General features: G+C 38.2%; 10 protein-coding genes. All 10 read right to left on the minus strand.

Translation table 11 applies throughout. The features are described 5' to 3' along the window. Positions 1 to 139: 139 nt before the first annotated feature. Complete coding sequence (locus tag ACE1OF_RS14215; RefSeq protein WP_448895304.1) at positions 140 to 799, minus strand: hypothetical protein; 660 nt, start codon at positions 797 to 799, stop codon at positions 140 to 142. Between the two features lie 230 nt (positions 800 to 1029). After that, positions 1030 to 1572 carry a hypothetical protein gene (locus ACE1OF_RS14220; protein WP_448895305.1) on the minus strand — a complete coding sequence of 181 codons (543 nt, stop codon included), beginning with the start codon at positions 1570 to 1572 and terminating at the stop codon, positions 1030 to 1032. 21 nt (positions 1573 to 1593) lie between these two features. After that, positions 1594 to 6972: an RHS repeat-associated core domain-containing protein gene (locus ACE1OF_RS14225; RefSeq protein ID WP_448895306.1), complete on the minus strand. Its 5379-nt coding sequence runs from the start codon at positions 6970 to 6972 to the stop codon at positions 1594 to 1596. Continuing rightward, entirely contained in the window at positions 6969 to 7973 is a 1005-nt protein-coding gene (locus tag ACE1OF_RS14230; RefSeq protein ID WP_448895307.1) for a hypothetical protein, read from the minus strand. The genes ACE1OF_RS14225 and ACE1OF_RS14230 overlap by 4 nt, the downstream gene beginning before the upstream one ends. A 118-nt stretch (positions 7974 to 8091) precedes the next feature. Then, positions 8092 to 10881, minus strand: coding sequence for a hypothetical protein (locus tag ACE1OF_RS14235; RefSeq protein WP_448895308.1), 2790 nt, complete (start codon positions 10879 to 10881; stop codon positions 8092 to 8094). A 154-nt stretch (positions 10882 to 11035) separates the two neighbouring features. Continuing rightward, positions 11036 to 13852, minus strand: a complete 2817-nt coding sequence (locus ACE1OF_RS14240) for a hypothetical protein (protein WP_448895309.1) — start codon at positions 13850 to 13852, stop codon at positions 11036 to 11038. 357 nt (positions 13853 to 14209) lie between these two features. Continuing rightward, complete coding sequence (locus tag ACE1OF_RS14245; RefSeq protein WP_448895310.1) at positions 14210 to 17161, minus strand: chitinase N-terminal domain-containing protein; 2952 nt, start codon at positions 17159 to 17161, stop codon at positions 14210 to 14212. Between the two features lie 386 nt (positions 17162 to 17547). Beyond that, positions 17548 to 19407, minus strand: coding sequence for a hypothetical protein (locus ACE1OF_RS14250; RefSeq protein ID WP_448895311.1), 1860 nt, complete (start codon positions 19405 to 19407; stop codon positions 17548 to 17550). Positions 19408 to 19447: 40 nt separating this feature from the next. Continuing rightward, the gene (locus ACE1OF_RS14255; RefSeq protein WP_448895312.1) at positions 19448 to 20461 is read right to left on the minus strand and encodes a fibrinogen-like YCDxxxxGGGW domain-containing protein; all 1014 of its coding nucleotides are present in this window, start codon (positions 20459 to 20461) and stop codon (positions 19448 to 19450) included. Between the two features lie 115 nt (positions 20462 to 20576). After that, entirely contained in the window at positions 20577 to 22121 is a 1545-nt protein-coding gene (locus tag ACE1OF_RS14260) for an Ig-like domain-containing protein (protein WP_448895313.1), read from the minus strand. Positions 22122 to 22206 lie beyond the last annotated feature (85 nt).

Raw genomic sequence — 22206 nt, forward strand, 5'->3', positions numbered from 1 at the left:
AGTCATTCTCCTGCGACTATAACATCCGTAGGAGAGTGGCTAATTTCAGTCCCTTTGGCTTCAAAAGCAGCCAAAAATAAAGCCCTTTGATGCCAAACAACAAAAGCCCCGCAGGGGGGACTTAGGATCGCTACATTACTTAACACTTTTCGTAATTAGGAAACCACTCTGTAACTTTGACATTTTTGAGCATTCCATTGGCTCCCTCTTGCTGCCAGATCCAATACATTGCCATTATCGTTCTTTGATGACCATGAGATGAAATAAAGTAGTCACCAAACCTATTCAGAGTCAACTCGCCCTCTGATCGTGTTTTTCTATCATTATTAATTCGTTTATGGGGTACTTGATTACTCTTGCATAAATTACTCGATAAAAATTTGAGGGAATCTATATTAAGACCACCACCATGCAGACATTTAAACAGAATGTCTTGGTAGCTCAATCCGGGGTGATAATTGTTTAGGTTATTTGTTGTTCCTGCTCCGATTATCTGTAAAACAGGCACATCAGCTTGGTACGTGGTGTAGTTGCCACCTTTATACTTTTTAAAATCTACAGGGCTTTCGTAGCCTCTAGCATCAAAATTGTGATATTCAATTAATGTTCGATTTGAAAAAGGTGCGGGATTAGACTGTTCGTTGTCCCGAAGAAGCTTTATAGCCTCAGACTCTTCAGTTCCATAATAAACATACCTTGTTTTTTGCTCTTCAAGCTCTTTTTTCCAGACATGATGATAAGCTTCGACTTCAGTTGTTTGGCTTGGAGTAGTGAATTGCTGTAAAAATTTTTTAATCAAATTATTATCCTCAGTTAATTAATGTAAATACTAGATATTTCAAAATATAAACATTTTAAGAGTTACGACAAAAATAAGATTATGCCTTGAAAAGGCTTTGACAAAAATTATTCACAATAAAGCCCCATACTCGGTCAAATTTCGATGGTTTATTTCAATCCCTTTGGCTTCAAAAGCAGCCAAAAATAAAGCCCCGCAAGGGGCTTTTGATTTAAATTGATTACCTAACTTTACTCTTTCAAATCTAATGATGGATGAGTGTCTAATGCAGAAGCAAGTCTCCATCCTGATCTCATTTTTTCAAGTGCATCTGGAAGTACATAATTTCCAGTACCGACTTTCTTTGAAAGTTTAGTTATAGTCTTCTTATAAAGTTTAAATAATTCTTTTGCTACTTTAGTTTCGCCAGTAGTTCTTAACGTAGTGGCAACTATAACTTTTGGGGCGGCTTCTCCGCCAAGTAAAATTTCAATCGTGTCAGGATTGTAATTTTGATCTATTATAGTTTTTACACCAGAGCCATCTTTCATTTTAATCTCTCTAGAATTTAACGATAGAGACTCCTCAGATAGTAAAAAACGAGAAAGTTGGTTTGGCTTATCGTAAGTAACTAAAAATCCCGAAAGACCTAGTGGCTGGGTAAACTGACAATTCTGCTCATTCAACTTACTAGTTACTTCAGTAAAGTTATGTGGGCCAACCTTTCCTAAAGCACTACAAAGATCACTTAAATCATCTTTTGATAAATATAAATTAATTGTTGAACCACTCATTACTTTAATCTCTCTATACTTTTAACATGACGTTTTTGAAATACAAACTACAGGTTGGTTTGAACGTTCTGCAATAACTTTTGCTGCTGTTGACTCTCGATTAGTCATCGTACCATTTGCTTTTGTATCAACAGTTTGAACTTGGAATCCATTGTTATTTGCATCGACAGCACTACCATCAGAAAAGCGACCTCCTTTATTACCAGGTCCACTACTAGGGAAATGCGATTCTTTACCGCCAAATCCTGCCGTAGTATTTCCTCCTTTAGCAGTTATATTATCACCTATAGCTTGGTTTTGTGCCCTTGTATCAATATTTCCTTTACGACCACCAAATTTTCTACCTAATGCAGCTAAGCCGTTTTTCGCTGCTTTGATATCACTCAAATCAACAGGTGAAACTAAAGATATTGCCGATTCGATTCGATCCATAGGAGTTGAGCTTGGAGCAAATACTGTAACAACATCACCTGCTACATCAAATGCTGCTTCAATAACATTTCCATTATGATGATAAGTCTGCTTAATAAATTTAGTGACAGCATTTCTGCCATCAGGGTCTACATATTTATAAGGATTATTATTTGCATAAGCATAACGGTTAAAGTTGTGAACGTTTGAGAAGCCCGCAGGATCATTCGAATAAAAACGCCCGATAACTGGATCATAGTATCGTGCCTGCATATAGCTTAATCCTAAATCAGTATCAAACTTATGCCCAGTGTATCCAATATCATCTTTTGACTCTTCTATACTATCACCAAAAGGTTTGTAGTTCATGATACTATCGCCTGATGGAACAACCCCTGTCCCTTCTTTGGCAACAAGCTTACTACCTAAGAAAATATAGTTTATTCCGCCTCGTGGTGTTTCACGGTATAACAGCTTTCCTGACTGGCTATACATACTATAGCTAGTCCCTTTGCTGTCTTTAGTTTTCACCCGGCGGTTATAACCGTCATAAACATAGCTGTTGCCACCCGCATTGGTCATTTGATTGGCAAGGTTATAGTTGAAGGTATTGATGCCTTCGCTGTTACCGTTACTTTTAACATTACCACGGGCATCGTAACTGCTTGTTGTAGAGAAATTACGCACCAGCTCGGTTGTGCCGGTAACTTTAACGTCTTTTAAGCGGTTGCTGGCAGCATAGTCGTAGGTTAGATCACTAGGCTTAAACAGACTGGTATTTTTATAAGTGCGAATATTGCCCAAACCATCATAAGTAATGTTACTACTACCAATGCCTGAAGCACCATTTGTACATTTGCTACCGCTATAAGTACCACCCGAAGTAGATACTAAGCGGTCAAGTCCATCATAAGTTAAGTCACATAAGCTATAATTACCTTCATCTTGCGTATTATAAATTGATGTAATGTTACTGTTATTATCATAGGTATAATTTAGGTTAACTCTATCTGCAGCACCAAGTTTATCGGAAATTTTAGTCGGCATACCTCGGTCATTGACTTCAGTTTTATGCTCAACATTATTGCCATAAGTAAAACTATCAATCACGCCATTAGGGTAGTAATTAGCCTTGTTGTTACCACCTTTTACAAAAATATCTGTGCTTCCATCTTCATAAGTTCGAATGGCCTTTCTGGGCTGACCAAAAGCATTGGTTTCAAAATTGACAGGAGCAAGGCCGTCAGGATAAGTTAATGATGATAAATGCCCTAGCGGAGTATAAGCATAATCTAACGTTAGTATTTTTCCATCTATAGTCAGTGATTCATCTTCAAGCAAACCTAATGCATTATAATTATAATGCTGAGCATACCCTGTTGCGGCAATATCAGTGATAGCGCCATTACCATCGTATGTAAAGGTACGTGTAGGCGTATTATCACCATAACTAATAGCACGTTGGCTTCCTAGGTTATCGTAGGTAAAACTCACTTTGTCTGCTGTGGTTGCAGTTGCATTACATACTGTATTACTTGACGCCGTTTGTCCTTGTGCTTGCCATTGAATTTCACCTAGTGTGTTTCGATTGATAACTGTTGTACCAACATCACTACGCTTAATTTGGCATAAACGTTGTTGCGCATCGTATGCGCGATATTCAGTCTGGCTTATAGCTGAACCATCATGCAACCCTGATTGCTTAATTGAAGCTGTATTACCAAAAATATCAATAACAATATCAGTCGTCACACTTTCTGGAGATACTATTTTAATTGCTTGCTCATAACTGGGTGAGCCATAGGCTAAATAGGTTGTGGTGGTAGAGTGTTGTACATTATTAATATTCTTTCCTGCGTCAGTAACTTCAATTTTATTCCCAGCCAAATAATCATAGGTAACAGTTCCACCGCTACTTTTTGCTATAGTTTTCGAGCGCTGTAAAGCATCATAGCTATAACTAACGCCTTTAGTTTCATCCTCTTCTCTAGAAGGATATGACTGAAAAGTTAATTGATTATCTGCATTATACGTAGCATTTTGATATACCGTATTCGTGCCGTCAGATGTTTTCACTAACACTGGTCTTAAAAGACCATCATAAGTTGTGGTAGTCGTAAAAGCTACCGCGCCACTACATGTGCTAGTCGCGGAATTAAGCGTACAGCGCTCTTCTTTTCTAACGGGTTGATTAGCTCCGGTACCACCGTCATATGTCCAAGTAAAAACCGTATCAAGCCAGGCTATATCATCTTCATCAACAGCAGGTGACTTTATTGATGCGAGACGGCCATTGACATCATAAGCATATCCCGTTGTAGCGTTATTAAAGTCGGTAATAGAAGTGAGCCAACCGTTATCATCAACAACACGAGTCGCCTTCATTTCACCTGCTCCTAAGCGCTTTGGTACCTTAACTGTTTGCGGTATTCCTCTTTTATAACTTTCAAAGATTTGATAGCGATTTTTACTCGTATCTCCAAAGGTTAACTTTTCATTGTATTCAATTTTTTTAACGTTGCCATCATCATGGTATTCGGTATAACGTTGACCCCATCCCCCAAAAACACTTTCTTCGTATGGCAAAGATTTATAACCGCTTGTAGCACTATGATACTTAGTCCTAGAGGTTTCAGTATAATCAACACCGTCACTAGATACTTGAGTATAACTAGGCAGGCTAATTAACCAATTTTCAGTATCATGGTAATAAAAATTTTTGATATAACGCGCTTTACTGTTAAAGCCATTATTCTCGTGAATTACTTTTGGTATACCATAAGTATTAAAATCACTAAACGTTTGAGTATATGTGTCAGCAACTTTGTTAGCATCATAAAGTAACGTTTTTATACTGTTATTAAAAACTTCATACTTTTGCGGTTTTGAGTTTGGAGCAACCGGGCTTCCCCCCTCTCCAGATGGCCACTCTCCAAAGCCGAGAGGTAAACCACCAAGCTTATTACGGGTAATGTAAGAATATTGCACTTCTTTTAACTTCGTTACCCCGTCGATATCAAAAAACTCAGTTGCAAATACCTTACCTTCAAGAGCTTCATCATGTCTACGATTGTAATAATGTTTTTGCTTGCTACCGTCAGGTGCTATAACCGCAGTGCTTTTATACATTACATCATCAATGTTAGACGGAGTATCCCCAGCGAGTTTCATTTCATCTGCAATATTGTACCCATAACCATTCATAAATGGAGAAGATAAGTTAGCAAACTTTCCCCAGTTTTGTGAATATTTGTATTTCCAGATTAAATTGGATTGATTAGGCATCGAAATAATCTTATGAGTAATAGCCTTAACCAAACTACATCGAGGAGAGATGGGTTGACCAACTATCAAGGTTTGGGAGAAATTTCCTAATGTAGCGTCAAAACCAGTCAACCTTTCTCCTCCATAATTAGGATTAACCGCGTTAGGGTATTGACGATATAAACTCCATGATTGTGGCACTTCCGCTCTTCCCATCAGCTTTGTATCGTACAAAAACGCAACTTTTACTCCAGCAGGTGAAATAATATAGCTATATTCCGCTTTACCATCATTTAAATAAGAGTTAGACCAACTACTTGCATCACCATTAAGGTAGCTAGCTAAACTACTAGCATCATATATATCATCTGAATTATAACGTTCTTTATATGAACAATCGTTTGCTTCACTGCCAGAAAGACCAACAGCACTGGCATTAGGCAATGCGTACATGTCCAGAGATAAGTTATATTTCCAAAACCTGTTATCGGGCTGTGTCACTTTTGTCAGTCGATCATAGTGACCGCCACTTGGGATAGTGTGCAGTTGACCCGGTATTGCAGACGTAATATCACCAACGGTTTCATAATCATAAGTCCAGATTCGATTATTGGCTGTTACCGTTTTTATTTTAGAAAAACGTGTAGAGTAAGGAGCGTAGTAATCATAAACAACATTAGCTAAAGGATTATCTACTAATAAGTCTCCTGAGTTAAATAATTGGATATGTCCCGCAGCTAAGGCTCGTTGACGCTGTTCTGTCACGTAAGTTAGTTCAATCAGTCTTCCATCACTACCCTTAATACTCTCCAAATCACCATCTGCAGAATAAGAGTAGACAACATTATTGCCAAATCGGTCTTCCACACGAGTCACCAGCATTTCTAATATTACATCATGAGATAACCAATCACTCCAAATTGGGCCACCTTCAAATATTTCTGGTAATGAATCACCCTGAACTGCGCCATAATTTAGAGAGCGTATTATGCGTAACTGACTAAAGGTATAAACCACCCCTTTCGGTGAGGTCACTGTAAAGCCTTCTCCAGATAAGTTATCACCGATAAAGCCACCTGACGTTCGGTTAAAACATTCAATCTTCCAGTCTGGCTTTATAAACCTTGAGTTGCCATCTTTTACTAAGATAGTGGCATCTATCACATTTGGGATCGATAGAGTATCTCCTTGCCAAAAGCTTGAAAAATCTAATGTTGTATTCGTTTCACTAACGTCGTTGTCAGGCCAAAACTCACCCGCTGGATATGTAAAATGCTTAGTAGCTTCATTACCATAGGAGGAACATTCGGTGCCATCTCCCCAACTATTTGCAATAGTGCCATTGCTCATCTTTGCCTTGGCTGTGATTTTTGGTGTATCTAAAACCCAATCACCAAAATCACGTGCTTCGAACCGCCTTTGACGGGAGGCACTAGAATAAGTGCGAGAAATGGTCACTGGTAACAATGAATTACCTGGTAGTTCAATATCTACTTGCGTTTTATAAAATTGTCCATTTTGAAGGTTTATACTCCCTTCAAAGTTTTCAACACTGTCAATTTCCCTTATTGCCTGGTTCAAATCAACCTTAAAGCTTGTATCAAACCCTCCATCAGTACCGTCTTCTGCAAGTACCTTAATGCTATAAAACATGCTTATGATTAGTATTATTCCTAAACATAAAAGTAAAAAAGGAGTACGATCGACTCTATACATACTTATCATTGTAACTCTCCTTGTTCGTTTGTTTCTGCTACGGGCGATCCTAATGAATCCGTATGGATAAAAATAATTTTTCTCTGTAAATTAGGTGTCTCATGGCTGTAGCCTGTTTCAGTTTGATTAAAAACGACTTCTGTTGAGGTGCTGCTATTTGTCATTTTAAAATCGTGTAACTCATCACCAATAAACTCGATATCGTAATCACTTTCTGTAAGCGTGTAATTATCCCATTCAGATGGCGTTGGAAATATTTCAGTAACAACCCAATGTCCAGTGGTTTCATTTAGACTAATTTTCAAGTATTTCCCTCCCAAACGGCCTAAGAGTTTCACGTATAGATTATTTTCGAATGTATAAATGACGGGATTCTCCTCCGCTGCAACATAAACGACATGAAAAGGAATGTTTTCTTCACTTTCGTCATCACCACTCGTCGCTTTAATTGCTAAGCTGTAACTACCTACAGCCAATGCACCAAAATCATGAAGATAATAACCATTTTCGACAGTCGCAGGTTGCTCACTAGCAATAACTACACCTGTACTTGTATTATTTAGTGTAAAGACAACCGAAGGTGAACTCGCTCCTTCACTTACCTCTACCGTTGAGCGAGCAACAAAATTTAAATTGGAGGCAATCGATGCTGTTTGTGTTGCGGAGTAGCTGTAGTTAACGTTAATTGTACTTGCACGTTCAGTAACCGAGTCCAAAGAACAATCATTGGCTGATGTAATATCTATAGGCTGATTACTTTTTTGTGCTACATACAGTAAATCATATAAGCCCTTAGTGGCATCTGATTCCACAGACCATCTTTGTGGATTAGGTGACGTCACACAACCTGCAATTTCTGTTTTATCATCTTCTGTTGTGAAATATACGATATCACCCTCCACAATTAACGAAGTAATATAATTTGCAGAGAAGGCTTGTGGTGATAAGGCTGCGATGGTAAATAACAAACAATTTCTCCATCGCTTTCTAGTGGTTTTGATATGTTCCATGGTGTAATTCTTCGTCCTATACAATGTTACTTACGCCCTAAAAATACTAATAGCGTAAATTCAAAATCAGTTAATATTTTATAAAATTAACGTACCTATTTTTCCAGTACATTAGCCTTTAGTTATTTGTATTCATTTTTAACGCGGTACCGAGTAATTCAGTTTCAATATTTATTAAGTGTAACGGCTTAGTGGTGTCTTTAAGTTGAAAAAATTCACTGTATTGCCGAGGGTTACAACTATCACTAAAACAGTTTCGTAAGTAATACCAAGTGTCGCTATCTGCCGCATTGTAAATGAATTGGTCATCAAGGTTTTGTTTGACTCCTAGGTTATTAGGAGAGTATCCATATTGTTTCTCTGGACTTTTAACTAGTAGACTAGATACTGCGAGCTGTTGACCACTCCAGGTAATTTGGTATTGATTTTCAGAGAGCTTTTCTATCGCGTTAATAGAGATTGGTGGCAAACTGGCAATACTGCGACTAAACCCCTGAGTCACTTCAGTGTACTTACCGTAGTTATCATATACAGTAGCTCTGATATAGTACTTTCCAATGTGGGAGCCATTAAAGTACCTAGAAAAATCCGCTTCGTAAGGGGCTTCTTTTACAATAATATCTTTTGGCGATATGCCTGGCCCCGAAAGTTTAAAAATCACCCTATCTACACTACCATCATCATAAGGTGTAGCTTGTAAGATAACAGGCTCCACAATACTGATAGTGGAATTTATTATTGGCCAATCTATGGTTAAAGTGGGTGGTGTTCCACCTTTATTTTTATCTCCCCAATTCACATCAATTTGGTTACTCATATTTGAATACCTTATGGGTGAAGATTGTATTGCAGGCGATCTCATGCCTGCATCAACTTTGAATGAAATAACACCTGTAATAGCGTCTCCTGGAACGCCAAAGGTATACTGACCGTCAGCCCAATTAACGTATGACTGTTTCATCCACAAATAACCATTAGCCGTATTGTAGCCAATGAAGAAATTATAATATTCCGCTTGTGGTACGGCATCCCAATATGCCGTGTACTTATAATGATTGCTTAAATCACTTACAACGGAAAGTAACTCAGGTGTTGCTAGTTTTCTGTCTGAACGGCCTGTGACTTTATGCTGCTCGCTCGTTCCGTCAAATTTGTTAACGGTGATATAAAAAGTCAGTAAACCGTTGGCGACTTGATCTGAAATGGTTTCAGTAAATTGTAACTCGTTTAGTGTAATAGGCTTATTGACTGTAATGGTATCGCCAGTTAAGTTTTGGTATTGATACGTTAGTTGATAGCTGGCTTCCTGTTCATGTGAAAACTCGAAATTAAAGGCGCGATTGTCACTTGACGCATATAACTGACCATTAGGCACAACATTATTTAACCAGACTTGGCCAACAAGAGTATTTTCTGGCTCTATGGTGATAGTGTTAGATTTGCTTTCATGACACACTTCAGCTTTGCAGGCTTTTAAATAAAAGCCATGAGCCTCAACTTGATGTCGGTATAAAGTTACTAAGCCACTGCTCGAATCAATAGCAAGCTCTTGTGTTACACCTGCTATGGTTTCGTACAACTTAAACTGCACATCGCCTTTAGGTGGTATCCAAGTTAATTCAATTTTACCTAACTGAATATCATGAGTTGTTAAGGCTATTTTTAACTCAGAAGATGATATGTCAAATTCATAGACTTTTGCTGAGCGTTTTGGGTATGCACTGCCTGACTGCGTCGAATGGTACGCACCGAATATGCCGCCACTGTCGGTAAAAGTAACGGGGGAATTTCCGTAAAAGGTTTCAAACATCTTCTGCCAATCGCCAAATGAGTCGCGCTTGTAATGCCTAGCCCTTTTCGGACTACCTAACAGTAGGCTATTGTTTTCGAGCGCAGCCGTTAAGCCTACATGTTCAAAGCTGTTGCTATCTTCGAAAATCTTATGTACTTGCTGCCACTGATTATTACTATGCTCGTAAATGTAAGCAGCTCCTGCATGCCAATTTGGTTTTAAATCGCTTCTTCTTTTACTTCGGTCTGTTACTACTATAGTATTACCATCAATCGCAATGGCATTACCATATCGCTTAGGGTTTTCCGATGGTTCAGGCACCAAAGTCGCTTCTAACACCCAGTCACCGTTTGTATTATCATAAATATAAACTCCTTGAATATTTCCAGAGGCTGCAACTTGAGTGCTTGCTATAGCCATTTTATTGCCATCGATAGCCAAGCCCGAAAAACCAAAATCCACATCATTTACTGGTGATTTGAAAATATTCTTTTCTATCCACTGATCCCCTTCCAATTTATACATATACACAGAAGAGCTATAATAATTTCCGGAGAATTCACCTGAATAATGATACCCCCCAACAAGCAGGGTATTATTTGACATATCCATTGTCATACCAAACAAACCTTCATTAAAATATTGTCCTTCAGACGGCAATAGCTCCTGATGTAATAGCCATTCATCTTCCGCTGAACGCTTATAAATGAAGACCACACCCTTTGATTTTATTCCATTAACGCTGTACTGAGGTGAAGAAACAATAGCAAAATTATCTGATAACAGTACTTTTTGACCAAATAATGAATTATTATCAGCACCATCCACTTCAAACCTGACTTCTTTTATATAATCACCGTCACTTGCTTTCTTATATAAATAAGCTCCTCCGCTGGTTGTATACTGATTATTAATTTCTTTTGACACGCCAACCAGTATTCTGTCGTTATAATAAGCAATTGATGAACCAAATGCGTCTTTCCATCGAACAGCATCGGGGCTTAACTCTTGTTTAAATACAGGTTCGTTGGCATGGGTAAGGGTTGAAAAAAATGTGGTAAAAAAGAACGCAGTACAACAACCAAAAATAACCGCAGTTCTAGATAACTCAAACATCCACATTTCCTAAGGTAACTTTCCTTTTAATATCAAGCAAACAACCAGAGGGTGGCTCTTGACAATATAACGGCATAGACTACTAAATAATAAAAACAATGTATACAAGCAGTTAAAAATAACAGGCATTGTTTAACATCTTCTACTACAACCATTAGTTATTTGCATTTAACACTGTACCGAGCAGTTCTGTTTTAATATTTATATTCTTATTAACAGTGACGCTAACAGGCACTGATTCACTGCAACCAGCAGTATTGCAAGCATCAAGCCTAAAGCTATATTCTCCATTTACAGGTCTATCAATTACAAGCGATGATACATCGCCTGAAATACTCTCTGGCTGGCGAACAAACCTTGAGCTAGTTGATTGATATAATTGATAATAGTTTACGTCCTCAGCCATCGTCCAAGATAATTGAATATTTCCTTGAGATTTATTTACCTTTTCAACTGTTAATATTGGCGTTTGGGGTATGCTTACCAAGTCATAAGAAACAATGTCAGACCAAGCAGAAAAGTATCGTACACCATTCAACGTATCTCGGGTTTTAACTCTAAATTCATAAAAAGTATCCTCTTTTGGATTAAAAATCACTGTACTAAAGTTAACGGTATTAGTGAGCTCTTCCCATGGTCCACCATTTAGCCGTTTTTCTAAAAAGAAATGTCCATTAGTTGAAGGTGATTGCCAGCTAATGCTTAAATGTTTAGTATTGCCTGTATAGGATACAACCTTCAGTGAATGAGGTGGAGTGATTTCATTTGACTGTTGTAGAACCCGTATCGGTCTGCTCATGTGTTGGTAAGGAGTATGAATACCATCTCTACTCGCTCTTACCCTATAGTAATGTGCTCCAGGGGTTGTATTCGAAAGATTAACAGACGTGCTACTGCTGAACTTCACTGTCCCCCAAATTTTAAGGTTAATGTTCAGCTTTTGTATTTCATAAGTAGCCCCAGCATTTGCACCTAAATTTGCTAACGTCCAGTTTACATGCATATGCTCACTGTTGGGGTTAACTATATGGGCAGCATAAACACCCGAAGGCATAGCCAGTGTGTTTTTATTATTATCCACAGTGATGAGCGGCCCATTAACCCAACCAGAGAATTTGCGCGAATCATTTGAACGCGCACTTACGCGAAACAGATAAGTACCACTTAGTGGCTGAAAAAGTGGATTACTTTTATTTGCGGTATTAGAAAGCTCTTGCCATTGACCACTGTTATAGCGGTACTCTATGTAATACTGAACATCGGTTTCTGTTGAGTCCCAATTGACAGAAATGAACGGGTTACTACCCGATGACCAATATTGCGTAGTGACATTGATTACCGGACTGGGCACCGCATCAATAGTAAAAGGTACGACGTTAAACTGAGAGAAGTTACCTTGTTCATCTATCGTTCTTACTTTAACTTTGTAATTACTGTCGTGTAAATCGCGGACATCTATTTGTAGGTTTGAGGTGATTTTGTTAACCATTTCTTTGCGATATAAGTCGGTAATTATTACCTGATACTCTTTAGCATTAGACACAGCATCCCAATAAACATAAAGGTTATTGGCATCAAGGTGCGTGTTTACGACGGAAGGTGACGGAACGGAGCTAACGCTATTTCCAATAGGGTAATACTCACTCAATTGCCAATCAGAATGGTAACCTTCAGGGTCATATTTTCCCTCCGTTCTCACTCTAAAACGATACAAACCATCATGTAGTTTATTATTAGTACCTAGCGTTAAGCCTTCCACCAGAGAATCCCATGATAATCGTAATGATATTTTGCGACCATAATATGCAGGAAACCAATCTCCATTATTAACTTGAATTTCAAAGCGGTATTGTTCTACAGGATTTTGACCATTAACGGGTCCTTTATATTCAGCAATTAGAAAAAAACCACTATCTACTAACTCAAGAGGTTCGACAACTAGCGATTTAGGTATTGGTAATCCTGGCAGTGGTCTCAGTATCACTTCCTTACTATAACCCCACTCTGAATAGGTACCCTCAGCCGTGCGTGCCCTCACACGTATCCAGTATCGATCTAAATTTATACCAAGGGAGTTTAATACAGTGACTGAAGGCTCTGAATAACTTCTCGTATTTTTTTCGTAAACTCTTGTTTTTTTAGGGGCTAATTCATAGAAGTATTCGGTTGCCCCAAACACAGGCTGCCATGTTACTTGGTAACCTGCGTAAATTATTGGTTCTAGTAAAACGTTAGTTGGTTTGCCTAGTGGTATATTTGCTAAAATTTTAAAACGGTTACTTTTGTCTATCCATTTGCTAAAGGCACCATTTCTAGTAGAGCGTAAACGTAAATAATACTGTTCGGGCAACAAGTCTTTTATTTCTAATCGATTTTGGTTCTTATTAAGGGTTATTTGTTCGACTGGTAAACTTTGCCAGTTCCCATTTCCAGAATGGAATTGCAGCTCAAAACCATCCGTACCAAACATACGCTTCAAGTTAACGTAAGTTATATTACCTGTGGCATTTACGGTAGATTGTACGATTAAGTCTTTTCTAGGTAAAAATGGCGCAATAAGTGGTACCTTAACCACAAACCAACTACCACCACCTCGGCGAATCCTTACTTCAGTAATGGCCTCGCCTATTCCATAACGGCAGCCACCGTTAAAATACTCATCAGGAGGATTACCATAATTATTGGAGACTTCAAAATGATTGTTATAATTACCTTCATCACCGCTACCACAAGATTGCCAAGGGTTTTGGCCGTTACGTTTTTCAATCTCAAAGCTATATTCACCGCTTCCTTGCCAGATGAGGCTTATTCCTTTATTTCCTTTTTCAAAATATTGTCGAACTACGTTGTGGTCCATATACCTATATACAAAATGCTGATTCCCACCAACACCATGGGTTCCTAGAAAAGCACTGTTAACGGTGTTAGCCGATGCATTGCTTATACAACAACTTTGTGCAATTAATAACACTAGCAATAACCTAAGCTTATTCAGACTATAAAAAGTAGTTTTTGCGTGTAAAAAAGAAACAAGAGAGCAGTTTGTTAGGTAATATTTTCGAGCGGTGAAAAACCCGAGTATGGTAAAAATTACGCTTGCAATCGAAGCTATGCGCACATCAAAAACTACTTTCACCCTTGTTCCTTGTATATACAATGCAAATATGTCCTGCGAAGACCAAGCCCTAGTCTTCAAAATACTTGTGCCGTAATCTATCAATTTATGCTTGCTATTACAACCCGTATATTCAATTGAAATATATAAATTTTTCGTCAAATAAGCACAAGGATATGTGATATCAAATTGATTTTAAAAATTCACTTTTATTCAATAGGGACTACCCACCGCTGTGCCAAGTAGTTCAGTTTTAACTTTTATTTTTGTAACTATTGTTATGTTAACAGGCACTGATTCACTACATCCTGCAGTATTGCAGGCTTTTATTTTAAAACGGTACTCTCCGTTATCAGGTCTATCAATTACAAATGACGTTGCATCTCCTGAAATTCCCTCAGATATAGGCGTAAATATTGCGCCATTAATCGACTGGTAAAGGTTGTAGCTATCAATATTGTCAGCCGAAGACCAAGATAATAGAACGCTCTTTTGACTGTTACTTATTTCTTCAGCGCTTAATACAGGTACTTCAGGTTTGATGACCAAATTATAGGAAGCAATTTTTGACCAAGCTGAGAAGCTGCGCACGCCACCAACACTTTCTTGTGTTTTAACCCTAAACTCGTAAAACCCACCCACTTCTGGATTAAATAACAAGGTGTGAAAATTGGCCGTATTATTAAACTCTTGCCAGGCTCCACCATTCAACCTATGTTCAATATAATAATGCCCTCTCGATGAATTCGATTGCCAGCCCAACCGAATGAAATCTGAGGCTGAATTACGCTGATACCATTTTATTTCAAGGCTATGGGGCACACTAATATCATTTGACTGGGGCAAAAGCTCGATAGGTTTAGCCATATTAACAAAAGGGGTGGAAAAATTATTCTTTCTTGCCTTAACTCGATATAAATACCCCCCTGGCTCAACATTATTAACGTTTAAATGAGTTGCTTGTGTAGAGCCAACGCCATGCCAGCTTGAGCTATTGAAGTTATACTTTTGTACCTCGTAGCTTGCTCCAGCATTACTTACTGGATCATCTATTTGCCAACTAACTTTAACATAGGGAGTAGCTGTGTCTTGCTCATAGCTGGCGCTTATCAAGGAGGGTGATGACAAGTTGTTTTCATCATTAATAACTGAAATACGCGGCCCTAACACCCAGTTAGAAAACTTACGGGTTGTGTTAGAGCGTACTCTTATTCTAAATTGGTAAGAGCCAGTAAGTGGCTGAAAAAATGGGCTACCAATATTCGCTGTGTTGGTAAACGGTTGCCAATAACTATTATTAAAATGGTATTCCAAGTAGTACTGGACGTTTGTTTCGCTTGATTGCCAATTAATGGTGAGATGATTATTACTGCCGGCATTACTATAGTGAGTCGTGACATTACTAACTATATTAGGCACAGCATCTATGGTGAAATTTTGCCCTAAAAAGCGAGAATATTTTCCTTGCTCATCGATCACTCTTACTTTAACCGAGTAATTACCATCCTCTAAATTAGCGGTGTTTATCTGAGTATTAGAGGTTGAGCCATTATAAACTTCTACCGCTGGATATCTCTCAGTAACTATCACCTGATATTGCTCTGCATCCGCCACTTTAGGCCAATGAAAATATACATTATCAACGTCAATATAGGTATTTAGCTCAGACGGTGGTAATATTTGGCTTACTTCCTCCCCTCGAGGGTAGTAGTCGCTGTAAGTCCATGCTGAATGATATTTTTCTGGTGAATGATAAGCCTCTGTCCGAACTCTAAATCGATACAGTCCGCTATTGATTTTACCATTTACTCCTACGGGAACACCGTTAACTTGCGCTGTCGAGAATAAATACGCTTGACCCCCTCCAGTTAAACGAACAAAATGCCACTCACCATTGTCTATTTGTACTTCGTATCGCCACTTATTCACAACTTGGTTAGAAAAGTTATCGGTCGACAAGATAAAACCTTTATCTTCTGTTTGATAAGGCCCTATGCTCAAATAAGGTGGTGTAGGGGTTAGTGGCTTTTCAGTGATATTAATTTCATTACTGTATGCCCACTCTGACCTTTTGCCATTAGCCGTTATTGCCCGCACACGCATTTGATAAGGCCCTGTTGCAATGCTATTTTGTGTGCTTACTGATGTTTCTGTAGTGGTAGGGTAAATACCCGTGTGCCAAAAATTATTCTTTAACTCGTTATAATCATATTCATACTCAACCGCACCAAAGGTAGCTTGCCAATTGGCATTATAACCACCATAGATTACTGACTCTAATACAAATGGTGCAGGCTTAGCCAGTGGCACATTAGCATAAATACCACCTACCCAGTTACTCACTTGCCCATTTTTTGTTGAGCGCACACGAATATCATAAAAACCTGGTGTTATATCTTTAATCTCTAAACGGTTTTGTGGTGGATTATAAATAAGTTGCTCAGCCGGTAAGTTCCGCCATGGCGTTGCCGATGTTTTAATTTGCATTTCGACTCCATCATTGCCAAGCATACGAACTAAATTAATGTAAATGCTATTTCCTTCAGTATTGACGGTCGATTGAACTCTCTTGTTTTCTTCTGGTAGAAAGGGTGCAATTAGAGGGACTTTCACCACAAACCAACCACCACTGCCGCGACGTACCCTGATTTCGGTAATTGCTTCACTACTAGTATAATTACAGCCTCCATGAAAATATTCGTCTGATGGGTTTCCATAGTTGTTAGTTACTACAACCTGAGAATATGAGTTTCTTTCATCTCCCCCGCCGCAAGACTGCCAAGGTCCTTGATTATTACGTTTCTCAATTTTAAAGGTATACTCACCACTTCCCTGCCAAAACAAACCTACTGACTTATTCCCTTTTTCAAAATATTGCCTAATAAGGGAATAGTCCCTGTATTCATAAATATGATTACCTGCCTTTGTTCCTAAAAAGGCATGAGAAATTGTTGTGGCTGATGCATTACTGACACAACAAAATTGTGCTATTAATAACACCAGTAATAGATTGCGCTTCTTAATACGAAAAAGAGCTGACTTTGCTCGAGAAAAAGAGAGGTTTGCATTAGTTGTTCGTACTTTGTTCTGAATTGGTGATAAATCGAGCGCTGTAAAAGCCACATTTACTATTGAGGCAATACTCATATTAAAAAATACTTTCATCCTTTTTCCCTGTGACTTTCAACATCCATAAAATTTACTTGTAACTTTCAAACACTTGGTGGCTAAACTATCAACTTATTTACTTTTATACAAGAAGCTTTCTTTCTTTAAAAAAGTAATTAAGTGGTAAAAAACTATTTAATTGCTGTACCAAGTAACTCCGTGCTAATAAAAAGCTTCTCGGGCTGATTTGTTGGAGTGAGTAAAAACAGTTCGCTTTTTCTGACTTCACAGTCTTTATTATATCTATTATAAGCACAATGATTGGCTTGTGAGTTATAACAACCAGTACCAAAGCACGTTTCAATATAATACCAATCTTCATTATTACTGTTTGAATTCACGGTAAATTGAGCAGGTTCAATGTCATAATCGACTACGCTAACCTAATTGGGATTAATTTGCCTATAAAGACGTTTAACGTCCGCATGTTGATAGCCATCCCAATCAATAAGGTATTCATTGTTATTTGCAGTTTCGGTAATGTTATTTATTACAGGGTTGCTATAGCTACCCGCTTCGCGAGTGAATGTAATTAACTTAGTTATATTATGACCACTGGTATTTACTACATTTATAAATAAGTTATAGCGACCTGTCTTAGCGGTACTGCTAAGAACAAATAAATCATTAAAGCTTTGAAAATAATCTAAACCAGCATCAGTTACCTTGTAAGAAAAGTCAACTCCTGGCCCTTGTAAGGTATATTCAACAAAGTCAATACCTATACCGTTGTCATTGCTGTTACAGCTACCACTAACGCCCTTGTCACAAGCAAAAACGTTGGCTGTTATATTGTCGTCAAGTAAAAAGACTGTACTAGGTATCGGTGATATAACATTAACCGCTAATTGGTTGCTACCTTTTCGCCAAGCAAGTGTTTTAGTTGCTGTTAAGTTAGACATTATTTGCAACTGCACAGCGCTGGGGTAGCTTTCTGGTCGTAGGGCTTGGCCTTTAACATGTACGGCACCTGTTATTGGTGTTGCACCATTTTTATCCGCCAAAAGATTAAGGTTAAACTCAATAACAAATTCACCACCTTCTTCTGTTGGTAATGGGTAATTGGGCGATGATTGGTCTGCATCATAATACAAAATGCTTCGGTATCTTTGTTCATTGCCGTTTTTTACCGCTGAATAACTAACAAAAATTTGATATCGGCTAGCTTGACTTATATTTTTGAATTTCACCTTGAAAAAATGGTCACAGTTGCCAGTGGTATCGCACTTACCTGTAATATTCGAAAAATGACTGATACTAGGCCTAGCAAGCTGCAATTTTATTAAACCATTAACTTTGAGTGAATTTATTGCATTATTTTCTCGATAAGGGATAAGATAAAAACTCACTAAGCCGTTACGTACCTCTTTTGGCAGTACAACGCGATGAGTGAATGCATTACCTGGTAAATTGTTAATAGATTTCTCTACCAACTCGCCGGTATCTAAGTCACTAAAGCCATAAATGATATCGTAACTGTCAACATTAGTTTGTTGCTGCCACTGTAAATCAAATACACCATCAATATTGGCGTAACCACCTTCCCATTGAACTACATTCGTTATTTCAAGACCTTGTTCTAAAGCAGACTGTACTTGGTAAGAAATAAGATCAGAATATTCACCGCATACTTCATCTATACAGCCTCTTATCCTATAACTATTGGACGTAGCTGAAGAGTTTAGTGTGAATTGATCATCTACTTCATAATTAGTAACACTAACCTCTCCATTTAGATGCGCTTCTACTTGGAAGTGTGTTAACAATAAATTGTCAGTGCTTAGCTGTAAATCAAAAAAATATCGGCCTTTTTCCCAAAACTGCTCAGGTAAGGAAATGTTCGTTATTTTGGCTGGGGCAATTGGTGACAGTACCTGCAAAGCATGAGATAGCGAACTCTCTGAGCAGTTTTGGCTTTTACAAGATTGTATTTTTAAAACATACTCACCATGAGTTAAACCTCCCACAGAATAACTAGTCTCTGGAGCAGCAATTATAATAGGCTCTTGGCTTAGCCCTATTAATTTATAATGGGTCGAGTGACTAACCTCGCACCAGCTAATAGTGAAATCTTCTTTATAGTTCACTTTAATTGGTGTATTTATGCAGTCTGGGGCTGATAACTTAAATACATGGGCTTTGTTAATCTGATCCGTAATAGGAGTTAACCAACCTATTGAAGACGCGTAAGCATTACCAAACAAACAAGCTATAAAAAAAGCCAAATAGCGATAAATCATCATTTATTGAAATCCCAAAATGAGAAGTTGAATGGATTATGGGTTATTTCACCCAAAGCTCAAATGATGAATGTGCAGCATTAAGCATATATTGACCATTCACATCGCCATAACCATCAACGGTACTCACAAAAGCATTACCTACCATCCACATTGCATTTTGCCAATTGCTATTACGCGGGGTTTCTTCTGTTGAAGTCGTAATAAAACGCACAAAATGTTGAGTGTTCCGGCTATCATATAAATGGAAAGTGTCGCTTAATCCTCTACCATAGTCCATAGCTATTATTTCTGAGTAATGATTATTATAATTATAGTTTATCGGTTCTCCCCAGTTGATATTCCCATACGAAACCCTACAGGCTCCTGTGGCCACAGAAGTATGATTATAAACGCACGTAGGCTTGAAATAACGTTGACCCATTGCCGTGGTTACCCGATACGCAGAAGATACTAGTAAGTTAATGGTGGTATCAGCAAATTTAAACGTACCTTCATTAGGGGCTGAACCATTTTCAAGACGGATATCAGCTGTTGTTTTATACCAGTTGCTTACTTTACTCCCCTCCTGCCCTCTCATAACCAATGTCCAACCGCCACTAACATCCATATCACAAAGAACATTAATCGCCCCTGCGCCGTTAGGTCTTATTGAGTAAACACCATCTTGAGCACTAGCGTCATTTTTTACAATTTCATCACAAGAAGCATGAATACTACCATCGATTGGAGTTAAACCTTCAGTGCCAAAACTGAGCTCTTCTGGTGCTTCAACCCCTGTTACTTCACAATAGTTAGCAGGGTTAACTGAAACAGGCGTTTTACTAGCAATAGCAGTAACCAACATAGAATAACGCGCTCGTCCAACATTACCATCTAAAGAAAAGGCCCACAGGTTAGCATTTTCTCCTGCTCCGCAACTGGGGATGGTATGTTGTTTTGCATTGGTGGTGGAAAAATAAACCGCATCATTTTTTATACTTAAATAGCTGATATTTGAATCAGCAAAGCTGTTTAAAGCTATAACTGCAAATAACAAAGGAAAATTCTTTAACATTTTAAACTTCTCGTAATTCATTTTGGTTAATTTATATTAGGGTTTTAACATGCATGACTAAAACACCGATCTATGTCATTTTTACTTGTTCATTAATTTATTTTTTTCTAAAATTTTAATCCTTAACAATTCCCAGCAACTCCGTATTTATATGAATGATAGATTGGGTGCTTGACCAATCCTTTAACTGAAACTCATCACTATCTTTTCTAACCTCACAATTGATGCCATAACAACTTTTTATAAAAAACCTATTCCTACCCTGTAGTTCCTCACCTCTAGTCAATAATCGAGTAAAGCTTGGGGCATTTAAGACTTTATGAGTTATTGTGTACCACCTTCCTTCACTGTTTATTTGCATTAAGTTGTTTGAAGTTGCGCCGTTGTTTTCACCATTCCAAGAGACTTGAAAGTTGTTCCCATCCAATCGTTTAATTTCAGTAATTTTGGGGCGAGGGATAGCGTCAATACTGCGTGTAAACTTAATGGATTTATGTATTTCTTTACCATGATTATCTATCGCAATAATTTTGATATCAAAACTGCCAATATTGTCATCCCTTAAAGCATCGGTGATATCGAATTGATAAAGGTTATCGTCCGTTGGAGTAAATTGATCCTTAACTCTAGGGCCGAAGCGATTACCTTGTACCTGCATGATGACTTTACTTACTGCGCTATCGTCAGTAATAGTCGCTGAAATAATGATTGGCTCTAACAATGAATAAGTATTGTTATCAACTGGACTATTAATCGATATTTCCGGGGCAAACCCACCGGTATCAGAAGTTCGCCAAGATAGAACATATGGGTCACTACCTATTGAACCTTCTAGCTGATTATTATTGCGGGCTGCTTTTACCTGTGCGTATATGGTCCCAGCCTTTGGGAAAATGCTAAGTGAAGAGAGAGAAAATTTACGTGTTAAGTCTGCTGTATTAGAAAAAGAGATACTAATCAATGAGCCATCTGCCTCACTAAGGTAAAACATTTCCACTTTATAGGTATCAGCCAAAGGTACTGGCTGCCATTTAACAGTAAATCGCGTGTCATTAGATTGACTATAGGAAAATTCGGTAATGGTAGGAGCAGCAAGTTGGCGCCGCAGCTGTCCTATCACTTTAGCCGAGTACAACGGTTCCCCATCAACAATAGGCATGAGATAAAAGGTGGTTTGGCCATTTTGTGCATCTTCAGGTAGCAAAACATGAAAAGACTCGGCTTCTGACCCTAAGTTCAGCTCCACATTATGAGACTGCCCATCAAAAGTTTGATAGGCATATTTTAATAAGTAACTATCCTTTGACTCGGGTACATGCCAGTTTAAGTAGAAATTCAAATCTGTGCTTTGAGGCAAGTTATTATTGTTTTTAGGGTTTTCTAAATAAATAACATCGGTGGCTGCGGCCTGCACATTGGTTGTCGCGGCTTCTGAAAATTGACCACAACCAGATTGGTTACAGGCTTGTACTCGGTATGTGCGTTCACCAGGGGTAGAAAAGAACTGCGCTATATCCTGAGCGGTCATTATTTCAATGACTGATTGACCGTTTTCTGTAATCTCTAACTGGTAATGTTCAATATAACCTTCTGCTGTCGACCAATCTAACTGGTAGGCAACAGCTGCATATTCTCTCCAGCTTTGATCACCCAATTGCATTAACTTTGATCGCTTATTCTCATTAAGCTTTGATCACTAGTATCACTTGTAAATGATCACTTTTGTGCTCTTAATGATTTTGCCG

It is taken from the genome of Colwellia sp. E150_009, assembly GCF_053543955.1.

Excerpts from the sequence above, each read along its gene's own strand:
- ACE1OF_RS14225 (WP_448895306.1), bottom strand. The coding sequence starts at position 6,972 with ATGATAAGTATGTATAGAGTCGATCGTACTCCTTTTTTACTTTTATGT.
- ACE1OF_RS14235 (WP_448895308.1), bottom strand. The coding sequence starts at position 10,881 with ATGTTTGAGTTATCTAGAACTGCGGTTATTTTTGGTTGTTGTACTGCG.
- ACE1OF_RS14230 (WP_448895307.1), bottom strand. The coding sequence starts at position 7,973 with ATGGAACATATCAAAACCACTAGAAAGCGATGGAGAAATTGTTTGTTA.
- ACE1OF_RS14250 (WP_448895311.1), bottom strand. The coding sequence starts at position 19,407 with ATGATGATTTATCGCTATTTGGCTTTTTTTATAGCTTGTTTGTTTGGT.
- ACE1OF_RS14255 (WP_448895312.1), bottom strand. The coding sequence starts at position 20,461 with ATGTTAAAGAATTTTCCTTTGTTATTTGCAGTTATAGCTTTAAACAGC.
- ACE1OF_RS14260 (WP_448895313.1), bottom strand. The coding sequence starts at position 22,121 with ATGCAATTGGGTGATCAAAGCTGGAGAGAATATGCAGCTGTTGCCTAC.
- ACE1OF_RS14220 (WP_448895305.1), bottom strand. The coding sequence starts at position 1,572 with ATGAGTGGTTCAACAATTAATTTATATTTATCAAAAGATGATTTAAGT.
- ACE1OF_RS14245 (WP_448895310.1), bottom strand. The coding sequence starts at position 17,161 with ATGAAAGTATTTTTTAATATGAGTATTGCCTCAATAGTAAATGTGGCT.